This is a genomic window from Rhizobium sp. Leaf321 (assembly GCF_001423215.1).
GTDB lineage: Bacteria > Pseudomonadota > Alphaproteobacteria > Rhizobiales > Rhizobiaceae > Neorhizobium > Neorhizobium soli.
In genome coordinates this window covers 643,279-660,873 of sequence record NZ_LMOF01000006.1, presented here as the reverse complement: position 1 = coordinate 660,873, position 17,595 = coordinate 643,279, and the positions used below count along the sequence as shown (strand labels likewise).

Here is a 17,595-nt window from a genome sequence, read left to right as displayed (position 1 = left end):
TGCCGGAAAGGATGCCCATGCTGCCATTGTTCGAGATGATGATGAAGGCCGGAGGGGGCCAGGGCGGCGGCGCATCCATGGAGGCCTTCGCCAAGCAGTTCAATCTTGCCCAGGAACAGGTTTCTGAAGCAATGGCGGCGTTGATGCCCGCCTTTTCCTCCGGCTTCAAGCGCAAGGCTGCAAACCCTTACGACCTCTCGGAGCTGATGAGCACCGTGTTTTCCGGCGCCTATGGCAAATATTTCGAGGATATGGGCAAGGCTTTCACGCCGCAGGGCACAGCCGACGGCAATGCCGTTCTGGAGAAGGTGTTCGGCTCAAAAGAGGTGTCCCGTGCAGTCGCCGCGCAGGTGGAGCAGTTTACCGGCATCGGCCAGGACATCATCGAGAAGATGATGCCTGGCATGGCCAATACGCTGATGGGCGGCTTCTTCAAACAGTTTACCGGGCAGATGGGCGCGCCTTTCGCGACCCAGTTTCCGGCCGGCGGCGATACGTTCGGCCCGGCGCTGGAGACGATGCAGAAGCAGTGGATGACCGCGATGGGTTTTGACAAGGCGGCACCGAATCCGGACGCGACGAGCAATCCCTTGGACAATCCCTTTGCACAGGCGATGCGGGCGATGTGGGGCCTGGAAAAGCCAGAGCAGCCGCAGCCTTCCGCCACCGCTCCGGGCGCTGCCCAAACCTATGCGGATCTCGTCAACCGGATGTTCGACAGCGGCGTCGAGGCGAATAAAGGCTACCAGAAGAGCCTGGAGACGATGTTCGACGGTTACTTCGGCACTGGAAAAGCGGCCAAGCCCTGAACGAAAAAGTCACTTGAACGAAAAAGCCCGGCGCGGATAAACCGGCCGGGCAAAGGCAGGGCTATTGGCAATCGCCCTGCGGGGAAACTTGAGGCTCGCTAGAGCCGCTTGAAGCGGTTGCGCGCATGCTCGCGGGCGGCACGCGTCAGAAGCCGCGACGGGTCATCCAGAACGCCCGAACGATCGAGCGCCTTCACCACATCGTGGCGGGTAATGCCGATATCTTCGAGCTGGTAATCATCGAGGTCGTGAAGGGAATTGGCCTCGAAGCGATTTCGAAGAGCGCGCCATACGGATTTCGTTCGAAGCATGATCTGCGCTGCAAAGCGGGTCTTCGCTGCTGCAGGGTAAAGCTTCAGTTCGGTTCCGTAGTTGGTCGTGCTCATCGGATCATCCTTTCGTAAGGCACGGAGAGGCTCACCCCTTCCACAACGGCTTTGCGGAAAGGTTGCCCTTTGTGAAGGCATCCGGGAGGAGGCCTTCGCTGGTTCTGATTTTGCATCGTGTTTATGCGGGAAAATCTATTGATCAGTCCAACGAATGTTTCTAATGATATGCATCAATCGCTCTTATGAATGACGTTCATCTGGAGGCCTGCATGTCCGCACCGCTCGACATCGATCAGCTACACACGTTCATCGCCATCATCGACACCGGCAGTTTCACCAAGGCGGCCGATCGGGTGTTCAAGACCCAGTCGGCGGTGTCCATGCAGATGCGCCGGCTGGAAGAACGGATCGGCAAGCAGCTGTTTGCCAAGGACGGGCGCGGCAACCGGGTGACGGCCGAGGGCGAAAAGCTGATGAATTACGCAAGGCGCATCATCAGACTCAATAACGAGGCGATCGCCGCCTTCGACGACAACCGCCTGGAAGGTTCGATCCGGATCGGCACGCCGGACGATTACGCGGACCGCTACATGCCCGAGATCATCGGACGGTTTGCGAAGACGCATCCCAATGTGGAGCTCTACATCGTCTGCGAACCCTCGGTCAGCCTTGCCGAGAAGATGGCGCGCGGAGAGCTGGATATCGCGCTCGTCACGCACAACCCGCGGCAGCGGATCTCCGACGTGGTTCGCACCGAGCCTTTGTGCTGGGTGGGTTCGGCCAACCACACGCTGAAGGACGACGCGCCGGTGCCGCTTGCGGTCGGTCGGCGTGACTGCCTCTGGCGGCAGCTTTCCTGTTCGGCACTTGATGCGTCGGGGCGCGAATATCAGGTTCTGTTTACCAGCTGGTCTTCGACCGTGGTTGCGGCGGCCGTGCTTGCCGGGATGGCTGTCTCCGTGCTGCCGGAATCGGCGCTCAGGCCCGGCATGAAGGTTCTGACGGCTGCCGACGGTTTTCCGCCGCTGCCACCCGTCCAGATCGGCCTGATGAAGCGGCCGGGCGTCTCACCGTCGCTGATGAACGCCATTACCGACCACATCACCGCCTGCCTCGACAATATCTCACCGGCCGTGGTGCCTGACGATCTCGATGCCGACACCAAGGCGTTTCCGCGCATGGTGCGGTCGCGCGGTTCGGTGATGCCCGGCTGGTGATGCAGAGGAAAAGCACCCCTCCCCTCAGTTGAGGGCAAGCCACACGGCCTGCCAGACCCAGAGCGCGCCCAGCGTGAAAAAGCCGAGCATAAACAGCGGCCGGCGGTAGCGCAGGCGGTTGCTGGTCACATGCACATAGGCATGGGCAAAGCGGGAGGCGACGAAGAGCCAGGAGAGCGCCACCGTGCCCCAGTTGTCTGCGGTTGACGCATAAAGCACCAGGCAGACGATGTGAAACAGCACCGGCAGTTCGAACTGGTTCTTGATGTTGTTGTGAACCAGCAGGCTTTCTGCCGGTTCCTGCAGGTTCTCGCGAAACTGCGCTACCTCGACGCGGCCCGACCTTACGGCGGCAACGCGTTTCTTCGACAGCATCCAGTAGAGACAGAAGACGAGCGCGACATGCGCGATCATCGGCCAGAGCGTTGCATTGGTGGAAAGCATTGATCCTCCTGTCGTCATAAGAATGCATAGACGAAGCAAAGGCCGCCGACAACGGGCCGACGGCCTTCGTGAGACAGACTTGGATTATCGGGGCGTCAGGGTTTCGGTGCCGGATCCGTCCTGGCCGGAAATTGTCCAGGCACCTTCCAGCACGCCATCATCGCGCACCTCATAGACGACGAGGCCGACTTCGCCATCCAGCACGTAGCCTGCGGCAAAAGCGTTCTCATAGAGCATGCAGATGCCGTTCGACGTGGCCTTCTTGCCCGAACCCGTCTTCCAGACGATGGCACAGGTCGTCTCGCTGGTCAGCTTGATGGTGGCGGTGCCGTCATAGGCGGATCCGTCGAGATTGGTGCCCTCAACTGTGTACGCGCCGGCCTTGACGGTCTGCGCCTGGGCAGGCGCAATGAAAGCGGCGCCCAGAAGCACCGCAGCAAGAACTGTTCTCTTCACGAAAGTCTCCCCTTAAGTCGATCTCTATCGACGACGAGAAGATATCAAAATTTGTGCTGGCGGATACTGGGGGCACGAAATAAAAAGGGCCGGGCTACTATGCCCAGCCCTGTTGTTTTGGACGTCGCTACATTCAGGCGCCGGAGCCCGGATAGTTCGGGCTTTCGCGGGTGATCGTCACGTCATGCGGATGGCTTTCGCGCAGGCCAGCACCGGAGATGCGAACGAAGGTCGCCTTCTCCTGGAAGTCCTTGATGTCCTTGCCGCCGACATAGCCCATGGCAGCTTTCAGGCCGCCTGCGAGCTGATGGATGACGCCGGAAACCGGACCCTTGTAGGGCACCTGGCCTTCGATGCCTTCCGGCACCAGCTTCAGGGTGTCGCGGACTTCAGCCTGGAAGTAACGGTCGGCGGAACCGCGGGCCATGGCACCGACGGAACCCATGCCGCGATAGGCTTTGAACGAGCGGCCCTGGTAGAGATAGACTTCGCCCGGGCTTTCATCGGTGCCGGCGAGCAGCGAGCCGATCATCACGGCAGACGCGCCGGATGCGATCGCCTTGGCGACGTCGCCGGAGAACTTGATGCCGCCATCGGCAATGACCGGAATGTCCTGCGCCTGTGCTGCTTCGACCGCCGACATGATGGCGGCAAGCTGGGGCACGCCGACGCCCGCAACGATACGGGTGGTGCAGATCGAGCCCGGGCCGATACCGACCTTGACGGCGTCTGCGCCCGCATCGATCAGCGCCTTGGTGCCGCTTGCGGTGGCAACGTTGCCGGCCATGACGCGGACATGGTTGGACAGTTTCTTGACGCGGGTGACGGCTTCGAGAACGCGGGCCGAATGGCCATGCGCGGTATCCACGACCAGAAGATCGACGCCCGCTTCGATCAGCCGCTCGGCACGCTCGAAACCATCTTCACCGACGCCGATCGCGGCAGCGGCGCGCAGGCGGCCCTGCATGTCCTTGGAGGCGTTCGGGTTGAGCTGCGACTTTTCGATGTCCTTGACGGTGATCAGACCAACGCAGCGGCCTTCGCCATCGATAACCAGCAGCTTTTCGATGCGGTTGGTATGCAGCAGGCGCTTGGCCTCCTGCTGATCGACGTTTTCCTTGACGGTGATGAGACCCTGATGGGTCATCAGCTCGTGGATCTTCTGGGCCGGATCCGAGGCAAAGCGCACATCGCGGTTGGTCAGGATGCCGACCAGACGGCCCGAGGCTTCGACAACAGGAATGCCGGAAATGTGAAACGTCTTCATCAGGGCCAGCGCATCGGCGAGCGTCGCGTCGGGGCCGATCGTGACCGGATTGACGACCATGCCGCTTTCGAACTTCTTGACCTGGCGGACCTGTTCAGCCTGCTCGACCGGGGTCAGGTTCTTGTGGATGACGCCAAGACCACCGGCCTGCGCCATCGCGATGGCGAGACGGCTTTCGGTGACGGTGTCCATGGCCGACGAGATGATCGGAATGTTCAGCTCGAAATCAGTGGCAATGCGCGTGGCGACGCTGGTCTGGCCCGGCAGGACTTCGGAATGCCCCGGCTGCAGCAGGACGTCATCGAATGTGAGGGCGTCGAGACCGGTCGGCGTTTCTATAATACGAGCCATTGCCAATTCCTTCGATCTTAAAAATGCGGGACCGCTCAGGACCGTGAATACGTCCCGACGTTCCGGCAACAATTGCTTGGAAGTTGGCGAGGGCTGGTAACACGATAATGACAGGAAGGGAACATTTAAAACCCGGAGGCAGGCCCTCCGGGTTTGCATAGCTGTGAATTTCCCGCGTCAATATTCGTCAGATATCGAACTGGTAGCTCTTCGGCACGAAGCGGTAGCCGGTTTCCTGCTTTTCGGCGTAGCCGACGGCGGGGAACGGCATGTGGTAGCCGAGGAAGGCGACCTTGTCGGTGGCGATCATGTCGAACACGCGCTTGCGGGTTGCGGCCGCCTTTGCCTTGTCCATGTCGAACTTGACCTCCCAGTCCGGGCGCTGCAGCGACAGGACGAAGTGGTTGGCGGTATCGGCCGTGAGGATCAGGCGCTTGCCCTGCGATTCCACGTTGAAGATCATCATGCCGGGCGTATGGCCGGGCGCGAGCATGCCGGTGATGCCGGGTGCGACGTCGTCGCCCTCTCCGATGAAGGTCATCTTGTCTGCCAGAGGCTTCACATTGGCGAGCACGGACTTCTGATTGCCTTCAGCGGGCGTTCCGGCGCGGGCGCCGTCGACCCAGAAATCATATTCCGTCTGACCGGTGATATAGGTCGCCTTGGGGAAGGCCGGCTTGCCGTCTTCCATCAGGCCGCCGATATGGTCGCCGTGGAGATGGGTCAGGACCACTTTCGTGACATCGCCCGGCATATAGCCGGCAGACGCCATGCCTTCGACCAGACGGCCGGCACCCATGGCATGACCCGACTGGCCGAAGCCCGTATCGAACAGGATGACGTCGCTGCCGGTATCAATGAGCGTTGGGGAAAAGCCGTTGACGAACTGATCGGTCGGCAGAAAGTTGTCTGCGAGAAGCGCGCTGACGGTCTCGGCCGACTGGTTGGTTCCAAACGTCTCGTTCGGAGTGCCAGAGGCGCGGGAGCCATCCTTCACCACGAGAACATCGAAGCTACCGAGCTTGAATTTGTGAATGTCGGGAGGGGTTACGCGATCGATTGCCAATTTCTTCTCCTGTGCCAGCGCTTTGCTGCTCATCAGCGCCTGGCCACTCCATATAGCCGGCGCCGCGAGGACGGCCAGTCCGGCACTTCCCAGCAGCGTGCGGCGTTCCATGCCCTTTGGTTCGTCCTTGAACGTCATGATCTCATCCCTCCGTTTGAAAGCTTTCGGGGGTGCACCGAAAATGCCCAAGCCCCGCACACGAATAGATAACAGGCGACAGGCAAAGGGAAACAAGCCTCACGCAGACGTGACACGGTCTCCCGGAAATTGACATTGTGCAATTGGCTTCATGCCGGAACAGGTCTAGAGCGGGGACGTTGAAGTGCGTCGCGTATCGCAGGCCCTCCCCATGAACCGCATCATTCCGCTTATTCTGGCCGTCGCTCTGTTCATGGAGCAGATGGATTCGACCGTCATCGCCACCGCACTTCCCACCATCGCCGCCGATCTCGGCGTCAGTCCGATCACGCTGAAACTGGCGCTGACATCCTACATGGTGGCGCTTGCCATGTTCATTCCGCTAAGTGGCTGGATGTCCGACAAATTCGGGGCAAAGAAGATTTTTCGCCTGGCGATCTGCGTCTTCATCGTCGGTTCGATCCTCTGCGCAATCTCGGATTCACTGCTGCAGTTCGTGATGTCGCGCTTCATGCAGGGCATGGGCGGGGCAATGATGACGCCGGTCGGCCGTCTGGTGCTACTGCGAACGACGAAGCGCAGCGAACTTGTTTCCGCCATGGCGCTTCTGACGATCCCGGCGCTGGTCGGGCCTTTGACCGGGCCGCCGATCGGCGGTTTCATCACCACCTATTTTTCCTGGCACTGGATCTTCATCATCAACGTGCCGATCGGCATCGCCGGCGTGATCCTGACCGGCATCTACCTGCCGCACGTGCCGCCGGTGGAGACGCCTCGAATGGACTGGTTCGGCTTTCTGCTGACCTCGGTCGCGGCCTCCGGTGTCGTCTTCGGCCTGTCGGTGATCGGCCTGCCGGCGCTGCCGCCGGTCGTCGGCATCACGGCTACGTTTGCCGGCTTTGCCGCCTGCATTCTCTATTATTTCCATGCCAAGCGGCATCCGTTTCCGGTGCTGAACCTCACGATCTTCAACGACCGGGCTTTCCGTGCCTCCACCACCGGCGGCACGATGTTTCGCATCGCGACCGGGGCGATCCCCTTCCTGATGCCGCTGATGCTGCAGCTGGGTTTCGGCCTCAATCCGTTTCAGTCCGGCCTCATCACCTTCGCCGGTGCGATCGGTGCGCTGACGGTTAAGTTCCTTGCAAGGCGGGTGTTTGCGATGACAGGCTTTCGAACCGCGCTGATCTTTGCCGGCATCCTTGGCGCAGCATCGACGGCGGTCAACGGGTTCTTCACGCCGGACACACCCCATATCGTGATCATCGGCGCGCTGCTCGCGGCAGGATTATTCCGCTCCCTGTTTTTCACAGGTGCCAATGCGCTCGGCTATTCGGAGATTACGGACCAGCAGGCGAGCCAGGCGACGTCCATGGCCTCATTCCTGCAACAGGTGAGCCTGGCACTCGGCGTCGCGTTTGCAGCCTTCATTCTGGAGATGTCGTCGACATTTTCCGGCAGCCAGCTGGCGCTCGCGGATTTCCATCTCGCGTTCTTTATCGTCGCCGCTGTTTCGGTGTTTGCGGTGATCCCGATCCTCAAGCTCGACCCGATGACCGGCGCCGACGTATCGGGACACCGGCGCGGAGTGCGCGTCGGACAGGTAGAGCCGACACCGGGAGCCGGCGAGTAAACTCAGTCCCGGCCGAAACCCTCGTCGCCCGCCTGTTCCCGCGGATCATCCTGTGCTTCGTCCGCTGCATCATCGCCGGGATGGTCGCCGGCCGCTTCGTTGGCGAGCCTGTGGGCCTGGCCTTTGAAGTGTTTTGCAAGCAGGAACATTTCCACCGATTCCTGGCGCGACGAGCCGGGCTTGATGTGGATGACCTGCTTGAAATTCTTCTTCAGCATATCGAGAAGATCCTTCTCGGTGCCGCCCTGGAAGGTCTTCGCCAGGAAATGTCCGCCCTCGCCCAGAACCGAGACGGCAAAATGCGCGGCGACTTCACACAGATGCATGGTGCGCAGATGGTCTGTACGGTGGTGACCGGTGGTCGGTGCCGCCATATCGGACAGGACGACATCCGGCGTGCCGCCGATCGCTTCCATCAGCTGGCGCGGAGCATCGTCATCCAGAAAGTCGAGCTGCAGGATCTTGACGCCGGCAAGCGGCGCCATTTCAAGAAAATCGATCGCCGCGACGCGCATATCGTCATCGCTGGATTCGGTGACCTTGGCGGCGATCTGCGACCAGCTGCCGGGGGCTGCACCCAGATCGATGATGCGGCGCGCGCCCTTGAGCAACTGGTGCTTCTCGTCGATCTCCAGAAGCTTGAACGCCGCCCGAGCGCGATAACCCTCGAGTTTGGCGCGCTGGACATAGGGATCGTTGATATGGCGCTCCAGCCAGCGGCGTGAAGACGCCTTCAGCTTGCCCTTCTTGACCTTCTGGCCAAGCTTGCGACCGGTGCGGTTGCCGCCAACGGATGGTTTCGTCATTGCTTGCGTCCCGTTTCCTGCGTCTGCCCGTGGCCTGAATTATTCGTCTGATGGTGGCCCTGGCCTGAACCGCTGCCTGACCCCTGGCCGAACCTTCGTCCCCTGCCGCGGCGCCAGACACCGTCATCAGCCATCATATCCGTCAAAAGACCTTCGCGCAGCCCGCGATCGGCAACCCGCATGCGCTGGCTCGGCCAGCGGCGGCGGATCGCTTCGAGGATGGCGCAGCCGGCAAGAACCAGATCGGCCCTGTCAGGACCGATGCAGGCATTGGCGGCGCGGCCGGCGAAATCCCATGACAGGAGCTTTGCCTGCATGGCGGAAACCTCGGAATCCGACAGCCAGAGACCATCGACCTTGCGGCGATCGTAGCGTGGCAGATCGAGATGGACGCCGGCAAGCGTGGTGACCGTGCCGGATGTGCCGATCAGATGAAAGTCCTCGGCACCCTGCTGGTGCGGGGAACCGATCGGCGGGCAATCGAACTTCGACAGCATGCCCTCGACCTCATCGACCATGCCGGCAAAGACGGCCGGCGTGACATCACGGCCGCCATGGCGTTCCGACAGCGTCACGACGCCGACCGGCAGCGAGGTCCAGTGGGTAATGTGGTTGGCGAGCCGCGACGAGCGGCTGTCGCCGATGCGGATGACCGCGATTTCAGACGAACCGCCGCCGATATCAAACAGCACGACGGAGCGGGCCTCGCGACCGACCAGCGACGAGCAGCCGGACACGGCAAGCCGCGCCTCGGTTTCGCGATCGATGATTTCGAGCTCGAGCCCGGTTTCCTCAGTGACCCGCGCCAGAAATGCCTCGCCGTTTTCGGCAGCGCGGCAGGCTTCGGTGGCAATCAGCCGCATGCGGCGGATCGGCCGGTGCGCAAGTTTCGACGCGCACACGCGCAAGGCATCGACGGCGCGATCCATCGCTTCCGTCGACAGGCGACCGCTTGCAGCCAGCCCCTCGCCCAGACGGACAATGCGCGAAAACGCGTCGATGACCCGGAACTGGCCCGGCCGCGTCGGCTGGGCGATCAGGAGACGGCAATTGTTGGTGCCGAGATCAAGGGCTGCATAGAGTTCGTCGCGGAAGCCTGCGAACTTGTCGGCGCCGGGAGAACCATGGCTTTCATGCCCGAGCGCCGCATAACCGGCATGGCCTGCGGCCGAAACCGTCTTGGCGGTGACCAGCGGTCCCTGCTTGGCCTGCGTCAGCGGCCGACCCTGCGGGCCCCGACCGGCACGCTTCTTCTTGCGGCTCTGATTGCGATCCTGCTGCGGGCCCTGCTGGCGCGGCTGCTTTCCGGCCGGCTTCGCGTCACCGCGCAAGCCTTCGCCCGCCGGCGCATCGGCGCCAGATAGGCGATCGCCACCATCCACGGATGGGTTTGGCGCATGTGCAGAATTCTCCGTGACCGCGGGGCGCGAACGGGAGCGACGGCGCTTGCGCTTGCGCGGATGCGGTGAGCCCGGCTCTGGCCGCCCGCCGTCGGACGTGCCACCATCCGGTTTCATGCCGTGCGGGCGTCCGGGCTGGCCGGCCTTTTCAGCCGGGTTTGCGTGCGCCATCGACGCCGCGTCACGGTCTTTGCCGTTTCGCTTCGCCTTGCGGCGCCGGGAGTTCTTGACATCCCTGCGCAGTTCCGCCGACGCCCCGCCTTCCGGCGGCTTTCCGCCGCTATCGGGGTTCATCACTTTATAAGTCCATCTCGCCGCGCAACACTTTGAAGCATGCAGCTGGCGTCTGATCGTTTCGTTGACCTGAAGATAACAGCCTCAGGCGCATTCGCCAACGGCTTTTTAGGGCGCGGCAAACACGACCAAAAATGATGTGGTTTTTTTTCACAAAGGGTATTTGCAAGCGCCAAGTGTTTGGTTATAAGCGCCGCACACCGATGAGCCACAAGGCTAATCCTGCTGGGGAATAGTTCAACGGTAGAACGACGGACTCTGACTCCGTTAATCTTGGTTCGAATCCAGGTTCCCCAGCCAATCTCCCTTCTCTCCATTCCGGGTTAGTACCTTACGCCCGATAGCGCCGTGACTTCAGCGACTTGGACGCCTGCCGGGATCCCAGAGACGGCCTCTAGCACGTATCTGGCGCTATCTTGAGGCCTCAGTCTCTGAGAGGCTTTTCCAGACTGACAGGTTGAGAAGACCGCATCTGCTCCTGATCACACGTGGAATTTGGAAGTGATCTGCGCTTAGAGAGCGCCGACGATTTGGCGCTGAGCGTGCCAGTCGGATGGCATCGGATTTCCAGAGAGCCATTTCGTGGTGAGGCCCATTGGCTGATCGCCTGTCACAACGGAATGAACGATCGCCGGTGCCAGGAAGGCGAGATCGATGATCTGCATCACCCGACGCGTCGAGAGGCCTTCAGACTTGGCGATGTCTTCGAAGCTCTGCCCCTGTTTGATCGCATCGTAGAATTGCTGGGCCTTGGCAATGTTGCGGGTCAGAACCTCGTCACGGGATGTAGTGGCAGAGGCGCCGATGATCAGTTTGGTCTCGACGCCGCGTTTGCGATGCTGGAAGCTGGTGCTGAAGGCAAGAATCGAAGGGTTGATAGAGTCCAGCGAAACCGAGATCAGCTCTGCAACGCACTGATCAATGAGCACCAGATCGATCTGCCCCTGCATGATGGTCGCTTGATCCAGGCACTTCAGGATCAGGGTGAGATGCTTGTCGGTCTCGGCGGCCAGCGCTTCCAGCCGATGGTGGACTTGGGCGATCTCTGTAACCGACTTGGTGAGCAATAGGTCGATCGGCAGTCGCTCGTTGAGATGCCGCACGATGGCGTGGGCGATCTGGCTTTCCAGCATTTTCGCCGGAAGCCTCCAGCCTCGATCCATCGTGGTCTTGTCCACCTGCTTCTTGCTGATCACCCGGTTGGAGACATAGTAGCTAAGGCGGACACCATTCTTCTTCGTATGGCTCGGCGTGAAGTAGTCACCGATGTTGTCATAGATCTTTCCAGCCAATGGCGCGAACTTGGCAATGTTGCTGACGCCACGCTGGCGCGAGGCAAACTCTGTCAGCTTTTCTTGGACCAGATCCCAGACTACAGGCTCGATGATCGCCGGGTGATTGCCATCATGGATCTGCGCCCGATGGCGGATGCGTCCGGCATAAACTGGGTTGGTCAGGATGTAGTAGATATTGGTCACCCCGAACGGCGCCGGCCCGATGACGCTGGCTGGGATGGCGTCAATGTTAGAACCGCGTTTTCTACTACGGAGCGATTCGACGCTGGGCTTTCCAGCGCCGTCTTGGCGAGCGTGCTTGTACTTCTTGGCCCCCGGCCGGGCGCGACCTTTGGTGCGCAGGCCCAGATCGTACGCGGCTACTCTGACTTCGTAGATCGATCCCAACTCGAGATAGAGCTGGTAGATCTTTCTGACTGTCTCGGTGTCTTCCTCGACGATCTTAAGAGACCTACCATCCGCCTCATAGCCGAGAGGCACCCGGCCTCCCATCCACAGCCCCTTTCGCTTAGAGGCGGCAATCTTGTCGCGAATACGTTCGGCCGTCACTTCCCGCTCGAACTGTGCGAAGGAGAGCAGAACGTTCAAGGTCAGCCGCCCCATGCTTGTGGCTGTGTTGAACGACTGCGTCACCGAGACGAAGGAGGCATTCGCCTTATCAAGACGTTCGACCAGTTTGGCGAAGTCTGCCAGCGACCGCGTCAACCGATCGATCTTGTAGACGACGATCTGATCGACCAGACCTGCTTCGATATCCTTCATCAGCCGCTTTAGTGCCGCCCGCTCCAGGGTGCCGCCAGAGATGCCGCCGTCATCATAGTACGCGGGAATGAGCACCCAGCCCTCATGCTTCTGACTGGCGATATAGGATGCGCAGGCCTCCCGCTGCGCATCGAGTGAGTTAAACTCCTGACCTAAGCCTTCTTCCGAGGATTTGCGGGTGTAGATGGCGCAGCGGACAGACTTCATGTCCGAGCCAATCCGAAGAAGCGAGGGCCGGACCAGGGCGTCCCGGTGATTTGGCGAGCAATGGCGCTCAGCGAACCAAAATGCTTGCCATCCATCTGGAAGCCGTCCGCCGTGACCTCAACCTGATAGATCCTTCCGTTCCACTCCCGGACCAGATGGGCTCCCGGTCGCAGAGTTGCAGGAGAAGGCACCGCTGTGGCACCGGCCTTTGGTTTCCCACCTCGCTCGGTCTCCTTCAAATGCGCTTTGAGGACGTTGCGAACGGCCTTTGAATGGCCTCCGAAGGCGGCTACTTGCGCCTCATAGGCAAACACCTTGCGCATGAATTCGACCGAGACGTAGCGCGGTGGATCGTGATCAAATTGTTTTCGCCAGCGTTTGAGGCAGGCCTCGCGGTCAAGAGCTTCGAACGACGCCACACTTGGCGCCACACCAGGCGACGTCTGGATTCTTGCGGCTATGTTCATGCTGCGTCTCCCTCAGGCAAGGTGACGGCCGCCTGCTCGACGGGCTCGGTCGGCACGGCAGGCTCCGTCGGCTTCACAACTTGGTAGACCGCCTCCCCCGTCTTCGGCACCTTGGTGGCAAGGATCTGATGCCCCTGCTTACGCAGTCCCGACAGCGCAGCCCTGACCGTATGCGTCTGCCACCCAAGGCGCTCGCTTAGCACCGAGATCCTTGTGCCGCCCGGCTTTGTGACCAGAGCGAGCAGTTGGTCTTTCTTAGGTTTGTGAGCTTTAGGCCGAGGACTTGCGGACAGTGCGGTCACTGTTTGGGGAAGGCTTTCACTTGTTGCCGATGCCATTCTCGTCTCCACTCTGTTCAGGTCGGGGATATCCCGCCTTGCACTGAGTGAAGCCCGAGGTTAGATCGGGCTCAGGTGTCTGCCAATCGGAGGCTTCGCCTGAGACGGAGTACTGCTTCCTTTGCGCGGCAAGTCCAGCGGGAAAAGCGGCGAGACCCGCTCGATGAAGTAAGCGCAGAGACTCTCTTTTGCGGCGTATTCGGCGAACCAGTTTCTACTTCGGCGAGACGCAGACCCTCTCTGAGAATCGGTCAAGGTGAACGTCGGATTTGGGGCCGGAAGCGGTCATTGGCTCGCTACTTTACCTTGGTCTTCATGGGCACATTGCGATCAAATATCAATGTGAAGGCCCTTGGTCTTCATTGGCGAGACGGTCGCCTCCTTGCATCCGAGGTTTATGATAGCCAGGGGCATGTCGCTGGCGTGCGTCCCCTTGGCGGCACTGTAGAGTTTGGTGAAACGTCTGAAATGACTTTAAAACGAGAGTTCATCGAAGAGCTTGGTATGAAAGTAGAGCCTTTGTCGGGACCGTTGATCATTGAAAACATTTACACTTTCGAAGGCGAGGAAGGCCACGAGATAATATTCGTGTTCGAAATACATTTTGTTCCGACGAGTACCTGCGTCATGAAACGATGACTTTCCACGAGAGTGACGGAACATCTGGCATTGCACGGTGGTATGACCCGGAGGACCTTGATCAGCCCGGCGGCGTGAGCCTTTATCCCAGAGGGTTAAAAGCGCTGATAACAAAAAGGCCATGAACGATGACCGCATTGAAGGCGCAATGCGGAGATTATTTCCGCTACGGGGCCGGAAGAGGAATGTCCGATATTGGGGTGCCGCAAGGCGTAAGAAACATTCGCGCATTAGGTACAGTTGTCCGAGTTTGGCCCAAACCGGACGCCGGCCTCATCTCGAGCTGCACACTCCAGGCACTAATGGACGGTAGCGACTGGCGCTACTTATTAGGTACCCTCAGGCCTGCGCCGAGCAGGCCGCAAAACACTTGCAACCCGACCATCATTGTGTGAGCAGGGTAGTTCAATTTATTGGGGGTGGGAATGAACGAAAGCGGGTTTCGCGAGTGGCTGGAGGCGAACTACCGCCCCAATACCGTCAACACAAAACTCTTCGAAGCCCGGAAACTGGCCGCAGCCTACGGTGACTTGGATAATGCGTTCGACGCGGATCGCCTTGAGGCGGTTATGAGGACGCTGACGTACTCGTCGAAGGACAGCGCACAAGGCAAACCAGACCCCTCCAAGCTGCAGCTTAGCTCTCCGAACATCTATCGCGATTTGAGCAACTTTAGGACCACGATAAGCTACTACCGCAACTATCGCGACGGCACCCCGCGCCGCCCAAAGCTCACAACGCTCACCCGTGAAGCCGTTGAGAAAGCAATGGACGAATACGACGCGCTAGGTTTCGAAGAATTCATGTCGGCGTACAATTTCGGCACGTCGTTGTCCCATTGGGCTATAAGTGGGAATAGACGTTATCCGTCGAAAGCCATCGTCGGAGTAGCGCACCAATACCTGTCCAGCGGAGCCCCACTCGACAACGAGCAATTTCGCGGTTCAGACGCTAGGCGGGAACTGCAACGCCTTGGATATTTAGTCGAAGCCACATCGAATGAAGCGATGACACCAAATCGCCGATTTTGGATCGAGAAGACGATCGTTAGCGAACGGCGAGATCGGGAAAGTGGTGAGCACGGACTGGGCCGAGCTTTATGGTCACCACAACGTTCCAAGAGCGGTGGCGACATCTACGCCTCCATGCGTGAAGTGCAGCCCGGCGATGTCGTGTTCCACCTGACCGACAACACCGCTATCACGGGATTGTCGATAGTCGATGCCGCTGTAGATGACACGTTTAGAGGAATTGGAGGCACTGCATGGGAGGGTGACGCTTACAGAATCGCCCTGAAAGACTTCGAGGAGCTCGCCCCCCCGCTCGAAAGGAACGCTTTCCTCGCAACGGAGCCTTTTGCGACGGAGCTGTCTGAGTTGGTTCGTGCTGGTGCGAGCCGACTGTTCTACAATAGAAAGCTAGAACTCAATCAGGGCGCATACCTAACGGAGGCCACGCCGACACTGCTTTCGATCCTCAATCGGGCATATGACGCCTTCTCAGGCAAGCAGTTGCCTTACTTCGAAATCGAGACCGGCAATGGCGCGAATGGCGAGGCCGCGCCATTCGCCAACGAATACTCGCTGGACGACGCGCTTGAGGAGCTCTTCATCGACAGGTCAGAGGCCGAGGAGATCATGCTGGTCTGGCAAGCGAAGCAGAACGTCGTACTTCAGGGACCGCCCGGCGTCGGGAAGTCCTTCGCCGCCCATCGACTGGCGTTCGCCATGCTGGGCGCGAAGGATCGGGATCGATTGGGCTTTGTGCAGTTCCACCAGTCCTACTCATACGAGGACTTCGTTGAGGGCTATCGCCCAACACCTGACGGCTTCGAGTTACGCCCCGGCAAGTTCGTTGAGTTCTGTCGTCGCGCAGAGGCAGACCCCGACCGCAACTACGTATTTGTGATTGATGAGATCAACCGCGGTAACCTCAGCAAGATCCTCGGCGAGCTGATGCTGCTTATCGAGGCCGACAAGCGTTTCCCGGATTGGGCGATTGCACTGGCCTCAGGCAAAGTTCCGTTCCATGTTCCGCGCAACGTATACCTGTTAGGACTGATGAATACGGCCGATCGATCGTTGGCCGTTGTTGACTATGCCCTCCGCCGACGCTTCGCCTTTATCAATCTAGTACCGAAGCTTTCTTCTCCCAAGCTGAGAGCACAGCTAACCGCGGCCGGCGTCTCCACATCAATCGCATCCATGCTTATCCAGAGAATCGAAGCGCTCAATACCGAAATCGTTGCCGATGCCACTACGCTAGGTCCGGGGTTCGAGATCGGCCATAGCTATTTTTGCTCCTCCCCATCTGACCGCGAGGACGCTTGGTCCTGGTATGAACGGATCATCCGAACGGAGATCCTGCATCTGCTACGCGAGTATTGGTTCGACGCTCCGACAAAGGTCGCTCAGTGGGAGAGCGAACTCTTAGCGCCACCGTGATCCAACCAATCGCACAGATCCCGATAGAGAACATCTACTACTTGTTCTGCTATGCCTGGGACCGATTTGAGGAGGCCCAGACTGCCGAGGTAGGCCGCAGCGCCAGCCCGGACCTGCCGTCGCTTCTCGCCAAGGTGCTGCTTCGCGGCACTCGAACCCTTCTTCGACGTGGATTAGATCGGGGATACCTGCCGCATGACGAAGACCTTGCCACCGTGCGGGGGCAGATCGATTTAGGTCAGACTATTCGATTGCGGTCGCGCCAGACCCGTCGGCTCCATTGCCACTTCGACGAACTGAGCCACGACGTTCTTCACAATCAGATACTGAAAGCATCCCTATTAAGGCTTGCGCGAGCGAGCGGCCTGGAACCATCAATTAGGCACGAGCTGACGCAAGCAGCGCAGCAGCTCTCGGACGTCTCGCACATTCGATTGGAAGCGGCGGTATTCTCGAGAGTTTACCTGCACAGGAACATCTCAGGGTATCGACTGCTAATGCGGGTAGCGGAGCTCGCGTTTCATTCGCTACTGCCCACGGAGGGCGGGACCGGCTTCAAGTTCTATGACGTCCTGCGCGACGAGCGGAAGATGGCGGTCATCTTTGAGGCATTCGTCCGCAACTTTTATCGACACAATCAGCGTACATTTGCTGTGGAGCCCCTCACCTTAAACTGGAACGCCGAGCAGCTATCGAATGTTGGTGACGGCCAACTGCCCACGATGCGCGTCGATGTCTTTCTGCGATCGGCTGAGCGGCGAATTATCGTCGACACCAAGTACTATGTGGACGCCCTGCAAAGCTATAGAGGGGGACAAACCTTTCATTCTGGGCATCTTTACCAGCTGTTTGCGTATCTCAGAAATGCTCAAGGGACTGGGGGCTCCGACCGGTACGATGGCATGCTGCTTTACCCGGAAGCCAGGACCCGTCCCGACGCGAGCTATCGCATTCACGGCCATTCAATCTGCATCGCGACTATCAACCTAGCTCAGCCGTGGGCACTCATCGAACGACGTTTGTTGGAGCTAATCGAGCCCCACACTGCTGTCGTGGGAGCTTGAACGATCGAGACCGCTTCTGGCGCAGAGGCGACGTGGCGCCGCCATAGAGCTATGTTCGCTCTCGGGCATGAACGATGACGACCTTTGCGACCGAAATGAGTGCGCATACCCGCCGGGGCAGTCGTTAGCTCCTAATCGAGGATGAAGGCAGGCGCGCGAACCTACCCGT

16 protein-coding genes and 1 tRNA gene are annotated in these 17,595 nt (G+C 59.8%); 7 read left to right on the top strand and 10 right to left on the bottom strand.

Annotated elements, in window-relative coordinates; genetic code table 11:
* Positions 1 to 17 precede the first annotated feature (17 nt).
* Positions 18 to 809 (top strand): DUF937 domain-containing protein, encoded by a 792-nt coding sequence (locus ASF70_RS09500; RefSeq protein WP_062579267.1) that lies wholly within the window; start codon positions 18 to 20, stop codon positions 807 to 809.
* Positions 810 to 907: 98 nt separating this feature from the next.
* Here ASF70_RS09500 and ASF70_RS09495 read toward each other — a convergent pair whose 3' ends face one another.
* Positions 908 to 1,195, bottom strand: a complete 288-nt coding sequence (locus tag ASF70_RS09495; protein WP_062579265.1) for a DUF1127 domain-containing protein — start codon at positions 1,193 to 1,195, stop codon at positions 908 to 910.
* Positions 1,196 to 1,407: 212 nt separating this feature from the next.
* On the opposite strand from ASF70_RS09495, the gene ASF70_RS09490 reads away from it, so the two are divergent.
* On the top strand, positions 1,408 to 2,355 hold the full coding sequence (locus ASF70_RS09490) for a LysR substrate-binding domain-containing protein (RefSeq protein WP_062580164.1): 948 nt from the start codon (positions 1,408 to 1,410) through the stop codon (positions 2,353 to 2,355).
* A 24-nt stretch (positions 2,356 to 2,379) separates the two neighbouring features.
* On the opposite strand, the gene ASF70_RS09485 is transcribed toward ASF70_RS09490, so the two are convergent.
* The 4 genes from ASF70_RS09485 to ASF70_RS09470 all read right to left on the bottom strand — a co-directional run bounded on the left by ASF70_RS09485 (position 2,380) and on the right by ASF70_RS09470 (position 6,050).
* Positions 2,380 to 2,799, bottom strand: coding sequence for an MAPEG family protein (locus ASF70_RS09485; RefSeq protein WP_062579263.1), 420 nt, complete (start codon positions 2,797 to 2,799; stop codon positions 2,380 to 2,382).
* Positions 2,800 to 2,883: 84 nt separating this feature from the next.
* On the bottom strand, positions 2,884 to 3,255 hold the full coding sequence (locus tag ASF70_RS09480) for a hypothetical protein (protein ID WP_062453741.1): 372 nt from the start codon (positions 3,253 to 3,255) through the stop codon (positions 2,884 to 2,886).
* A gap of 133 nt (positions 3,256 to 3,388) precedes the next feature.
* Complete coding sequence (gene guaB / locus ASF70_RS09475; RefSeq protein WP_062579261.1) at positions 3,389 to 4,873, bottom strand: IMP dehydrogenase; 1,485 nt, start codon at positions 4,871 to 4,873, stop codon at positions 3,389 to 3,391.
* Positions 4,874 to 5,060: 187 nt separating this feature from the next.
* On the bottom strand, positions 5,061 to 6,050 hold the full coding sequence (locus tag ASF70_RS09470; protein WP_062580161.1) for an MBL fold metallo-hydrolase: 990 nt from the start codon (positions 6,048 to 6,050) through the stop codon (positions 5,061 to 5,063).
* Between the two features lie 238 nt (positions 6,051 to 6,288).
* Here ASF70_RS09470 and ASF70_RS09465 point away from each other — a divergent pair, with 238 nt between their 5' ends.
* Complete coding sequence (locus ASF70_RS09465; protein WP_062579259.1) at positions 6,289 to 7,710, top strand: MFS transporter; 1,422 nt, start codon at positions 6,289 to 6,291, stop codon at positions 7,708 to 7,710.
* 2 nt (positions 7,711 to 7,712) lie between these two features.
* On the opposite strand, the gene ASF70_RS09460 is transcribed toward ASF70_RS09465, so the two are convergent.
* Both ASF70_RS09460 and ASF70_RS09455 read right to left on the bottom strand, forming a co-directional pair.
* On the bottom strand, positions 7,713 to 8,516 hold the full coding sequence (locus ASF70_RS09460; RefSeq protein ID WP_062579257.1) for an RlmE family RNA methyltransferase: 804 nt from the start codon (positions 8,514 to 8,516) through the stop codon (positions 7,713 to 7,715).
* Positions 8,513 to 10,213, bottom strand: coding sequence for a Ppx/GppA phosphatase family protein (locus ASF70_RS09455; RefSeq protein WP_082471842.1), 1,701 nt, complete (start codon positions 10,211 to 10,213; stop codon positions 8,513 to 8,515). The genes ASF70_RS09460 and ASF70_RS09455 overlap by 4 nt, the downstream gene beginning before the upstream one ends.
* A 223-nt stretch (positions 10,214 to 10,436) precedes the next feature.
* On the opposite strand from ASF70_RS09455, the gene ASF70_RS09450 reads away from it, so the two are divergent.
* Positions 10,437 to 10,510, top strand: a tRNA-Gln gene (locus tag ASF70_RS09450).
* Positions 10,511 to 10,722: 212 nt separating this feature from the next.
* On the opposite strand, the gene ASF70_RS09445 is transcribed toward ASF70_RS09450, so the two are convergent.
* The 3 genes from ASF70_RS09445 to ASF70_RS09435 are packed head-to-tail and all read right to left on the bottom strand — an operon-like array spanning position 10,723 to position 13,279.
* Entirely contained in the window at positions 10,723 to 12,474 is a 1,752-nt protein-coding gene (locus tag ASF70_RS09445) for a recombinase family protein (protein WP_062579255.1), read from the bottom strand.
* A complete protein-coding gene (locus ASF70_RS09440) occupies positions 12,471 to 12,941 on the bottom strand; it encodes a DUF2924 domain-containing protein (RefSeq protein ID WP_062579253.1) in 471 nt (156 codons plus the stop codon). The genes ASF70_RS09445 and ASF70_RS09440 overlap by 4 nt, the downstream gene beginning before the upstream one ends.
* Positions 12,938 to 13,279, bottom strand: coding sequence for a DUF3489 domain-containing protein (locus ASF70_RS09435; RefSeq protein WP_062579251.1), 342 nt, complete (start codon positions 13,277 to 13,279; stop codon positions 12,938 to 12,940). Before ASF70_RS09435 ends, ASF70_RS09440 begins: the two co-directional genes overlap by 4 nt.
* 288 nt (positions 13,280 to 13,567) lie before the next feature.
* On the opposite strand from ASF70_RS09435, the gene ASF70_RS09430 reads away from it, so the two are divergent.
* From ASF70_RS09430 to ASF70_RS09420, 3 genes are all read left to right on the top strand, one after another.
* Complete coding sequence (locus ASF70_RS09430) at positions 13,568 to 13,918, top strand: NUDIX domain-containing protein (protein WP_062579249.1); 351 nt, start codon at positions 13,568 to 13,570, stop codon at positions 13,916 to 13,918.
* Between the two features lie 425 nt (positions 13,919 to 14,343).
* Positions 14,344 to 16,362 (top strand): AAA family ATPase, encoded by a 2,019-nt coding sequence (locus ASF70_RS09425; protein ID WP_062579247.1) that lies wholly within the window; start codon positions 14,344 to 14,346, stop codon positions 16,360 to 16,362.
* Complete coding sequence (locus ASF70_RS09420; RefSeq protein ID WP_062579245.1) at positions 16,359 to 17,426, top strand: hypothetical protein; 1,068 nt, start codon at positions 16,359 to 16,361, stop codon at positions 17,424 to 17,426. Before ASF70_RS09425 ends, ASF70_RS09420 begins: the two co-directional genes overlap by 4 nt.
* Positions 17,427 to 17,595 lie beyond the last annotated feature (169 nt).

What these genes read in the sequence shown, in the direction of transcription:
- ASF70_RS09500 (WP_062579267.1), top strand. Translation starts at nt 18, where the DNA reads ATGCTGCCATTGTTCGAGATGATGATGAAGGCCGGAGGGGGCCAGGGC.
- ASF70_RS09465 (WP_062579259.1), top strand. Translation starts at nt 6,289, where the DNA reads ATGAACCGCATCATTCCGCTTATTCTGGCCGTCGCTCTGTTCATGGAG.
- ASF70_RS09435 (WP_062579251.1), bottom strand. Translation starts at nt 13,279, where the DNA reads ATGGCATCGGCAACAAGTGAAAGCCTTCCCCAAACAGTGACCGCACTG.
- ASF70_RS09440 (WP_062579253.1), bottom strand. Translation starts at nt 12,941, where the DNA reads ATGAACATAGCCGCAAGAATCCAGACGTCGCCTGGTGTGGCGCCAAGT.
- ASF70_RS09495 (WP_062579265.1), bottom strand. Translation starts at nt 1,195, where the DNA reads ATGAGCACGACCAACTACGGAACCGAACTGAAGCTTTACCCTGCAGCA.
- ASF70_RS09425 (WP_062579247.1), top strand. Translation starts at nt 14,344, where the DNA reads ATGAACGAAAGCGGGTTTCGCGAGTGGCTGGAGGCGAACTACCGCCCC.
- ASF70_RS09460 (WP_062579257.1), bottom strand. Translation starts at nt 8,516, where the DNA reads ATGACGAAACCATCCGTTGGCGGCAACCGCACCGGTCGCAAGCTTGGC.
- ASF70_RS09470 (WP_062580161.1), bottom strand. Translation starts at nt 6,050, where the DNA reads ATGGAACGCCGCACGCTGCTGGGAAGTGCCGGACTGGCCGTCCTCGCG.
- ASF70_RS09490 (WP_062580164.1), top strand. Translation starts at nt 1,408, where the DNA reads ATGTCCGCACCGCTCGACATCGATCAGCTACACACGTTCATCGCCATC.
- ASF70_RS09485 (WP_062579263.1), bottom strand. Translation starts at nt 2,799, where the DNA reads ATGCTTTCCACCAATGCAACGCTCTGGCCGATGATCGCGCATGTCGCG.
- ASF70_RS09445 (WP_062579255.1), bottom strand. Translation starts at nt 12,474, where the DNA reads ATGAAGTCTGTCCGCTGCGCCATCTACACCCGCAAATCCTCGGAAGAA.
- guaB (WP_062579261.1), bottom strand. Translation starts at nt 4,873, where the DNA reads ATGGCTCGTATTATAGAAACGCCGACCGGTCTCGACGCCCTCACATTC.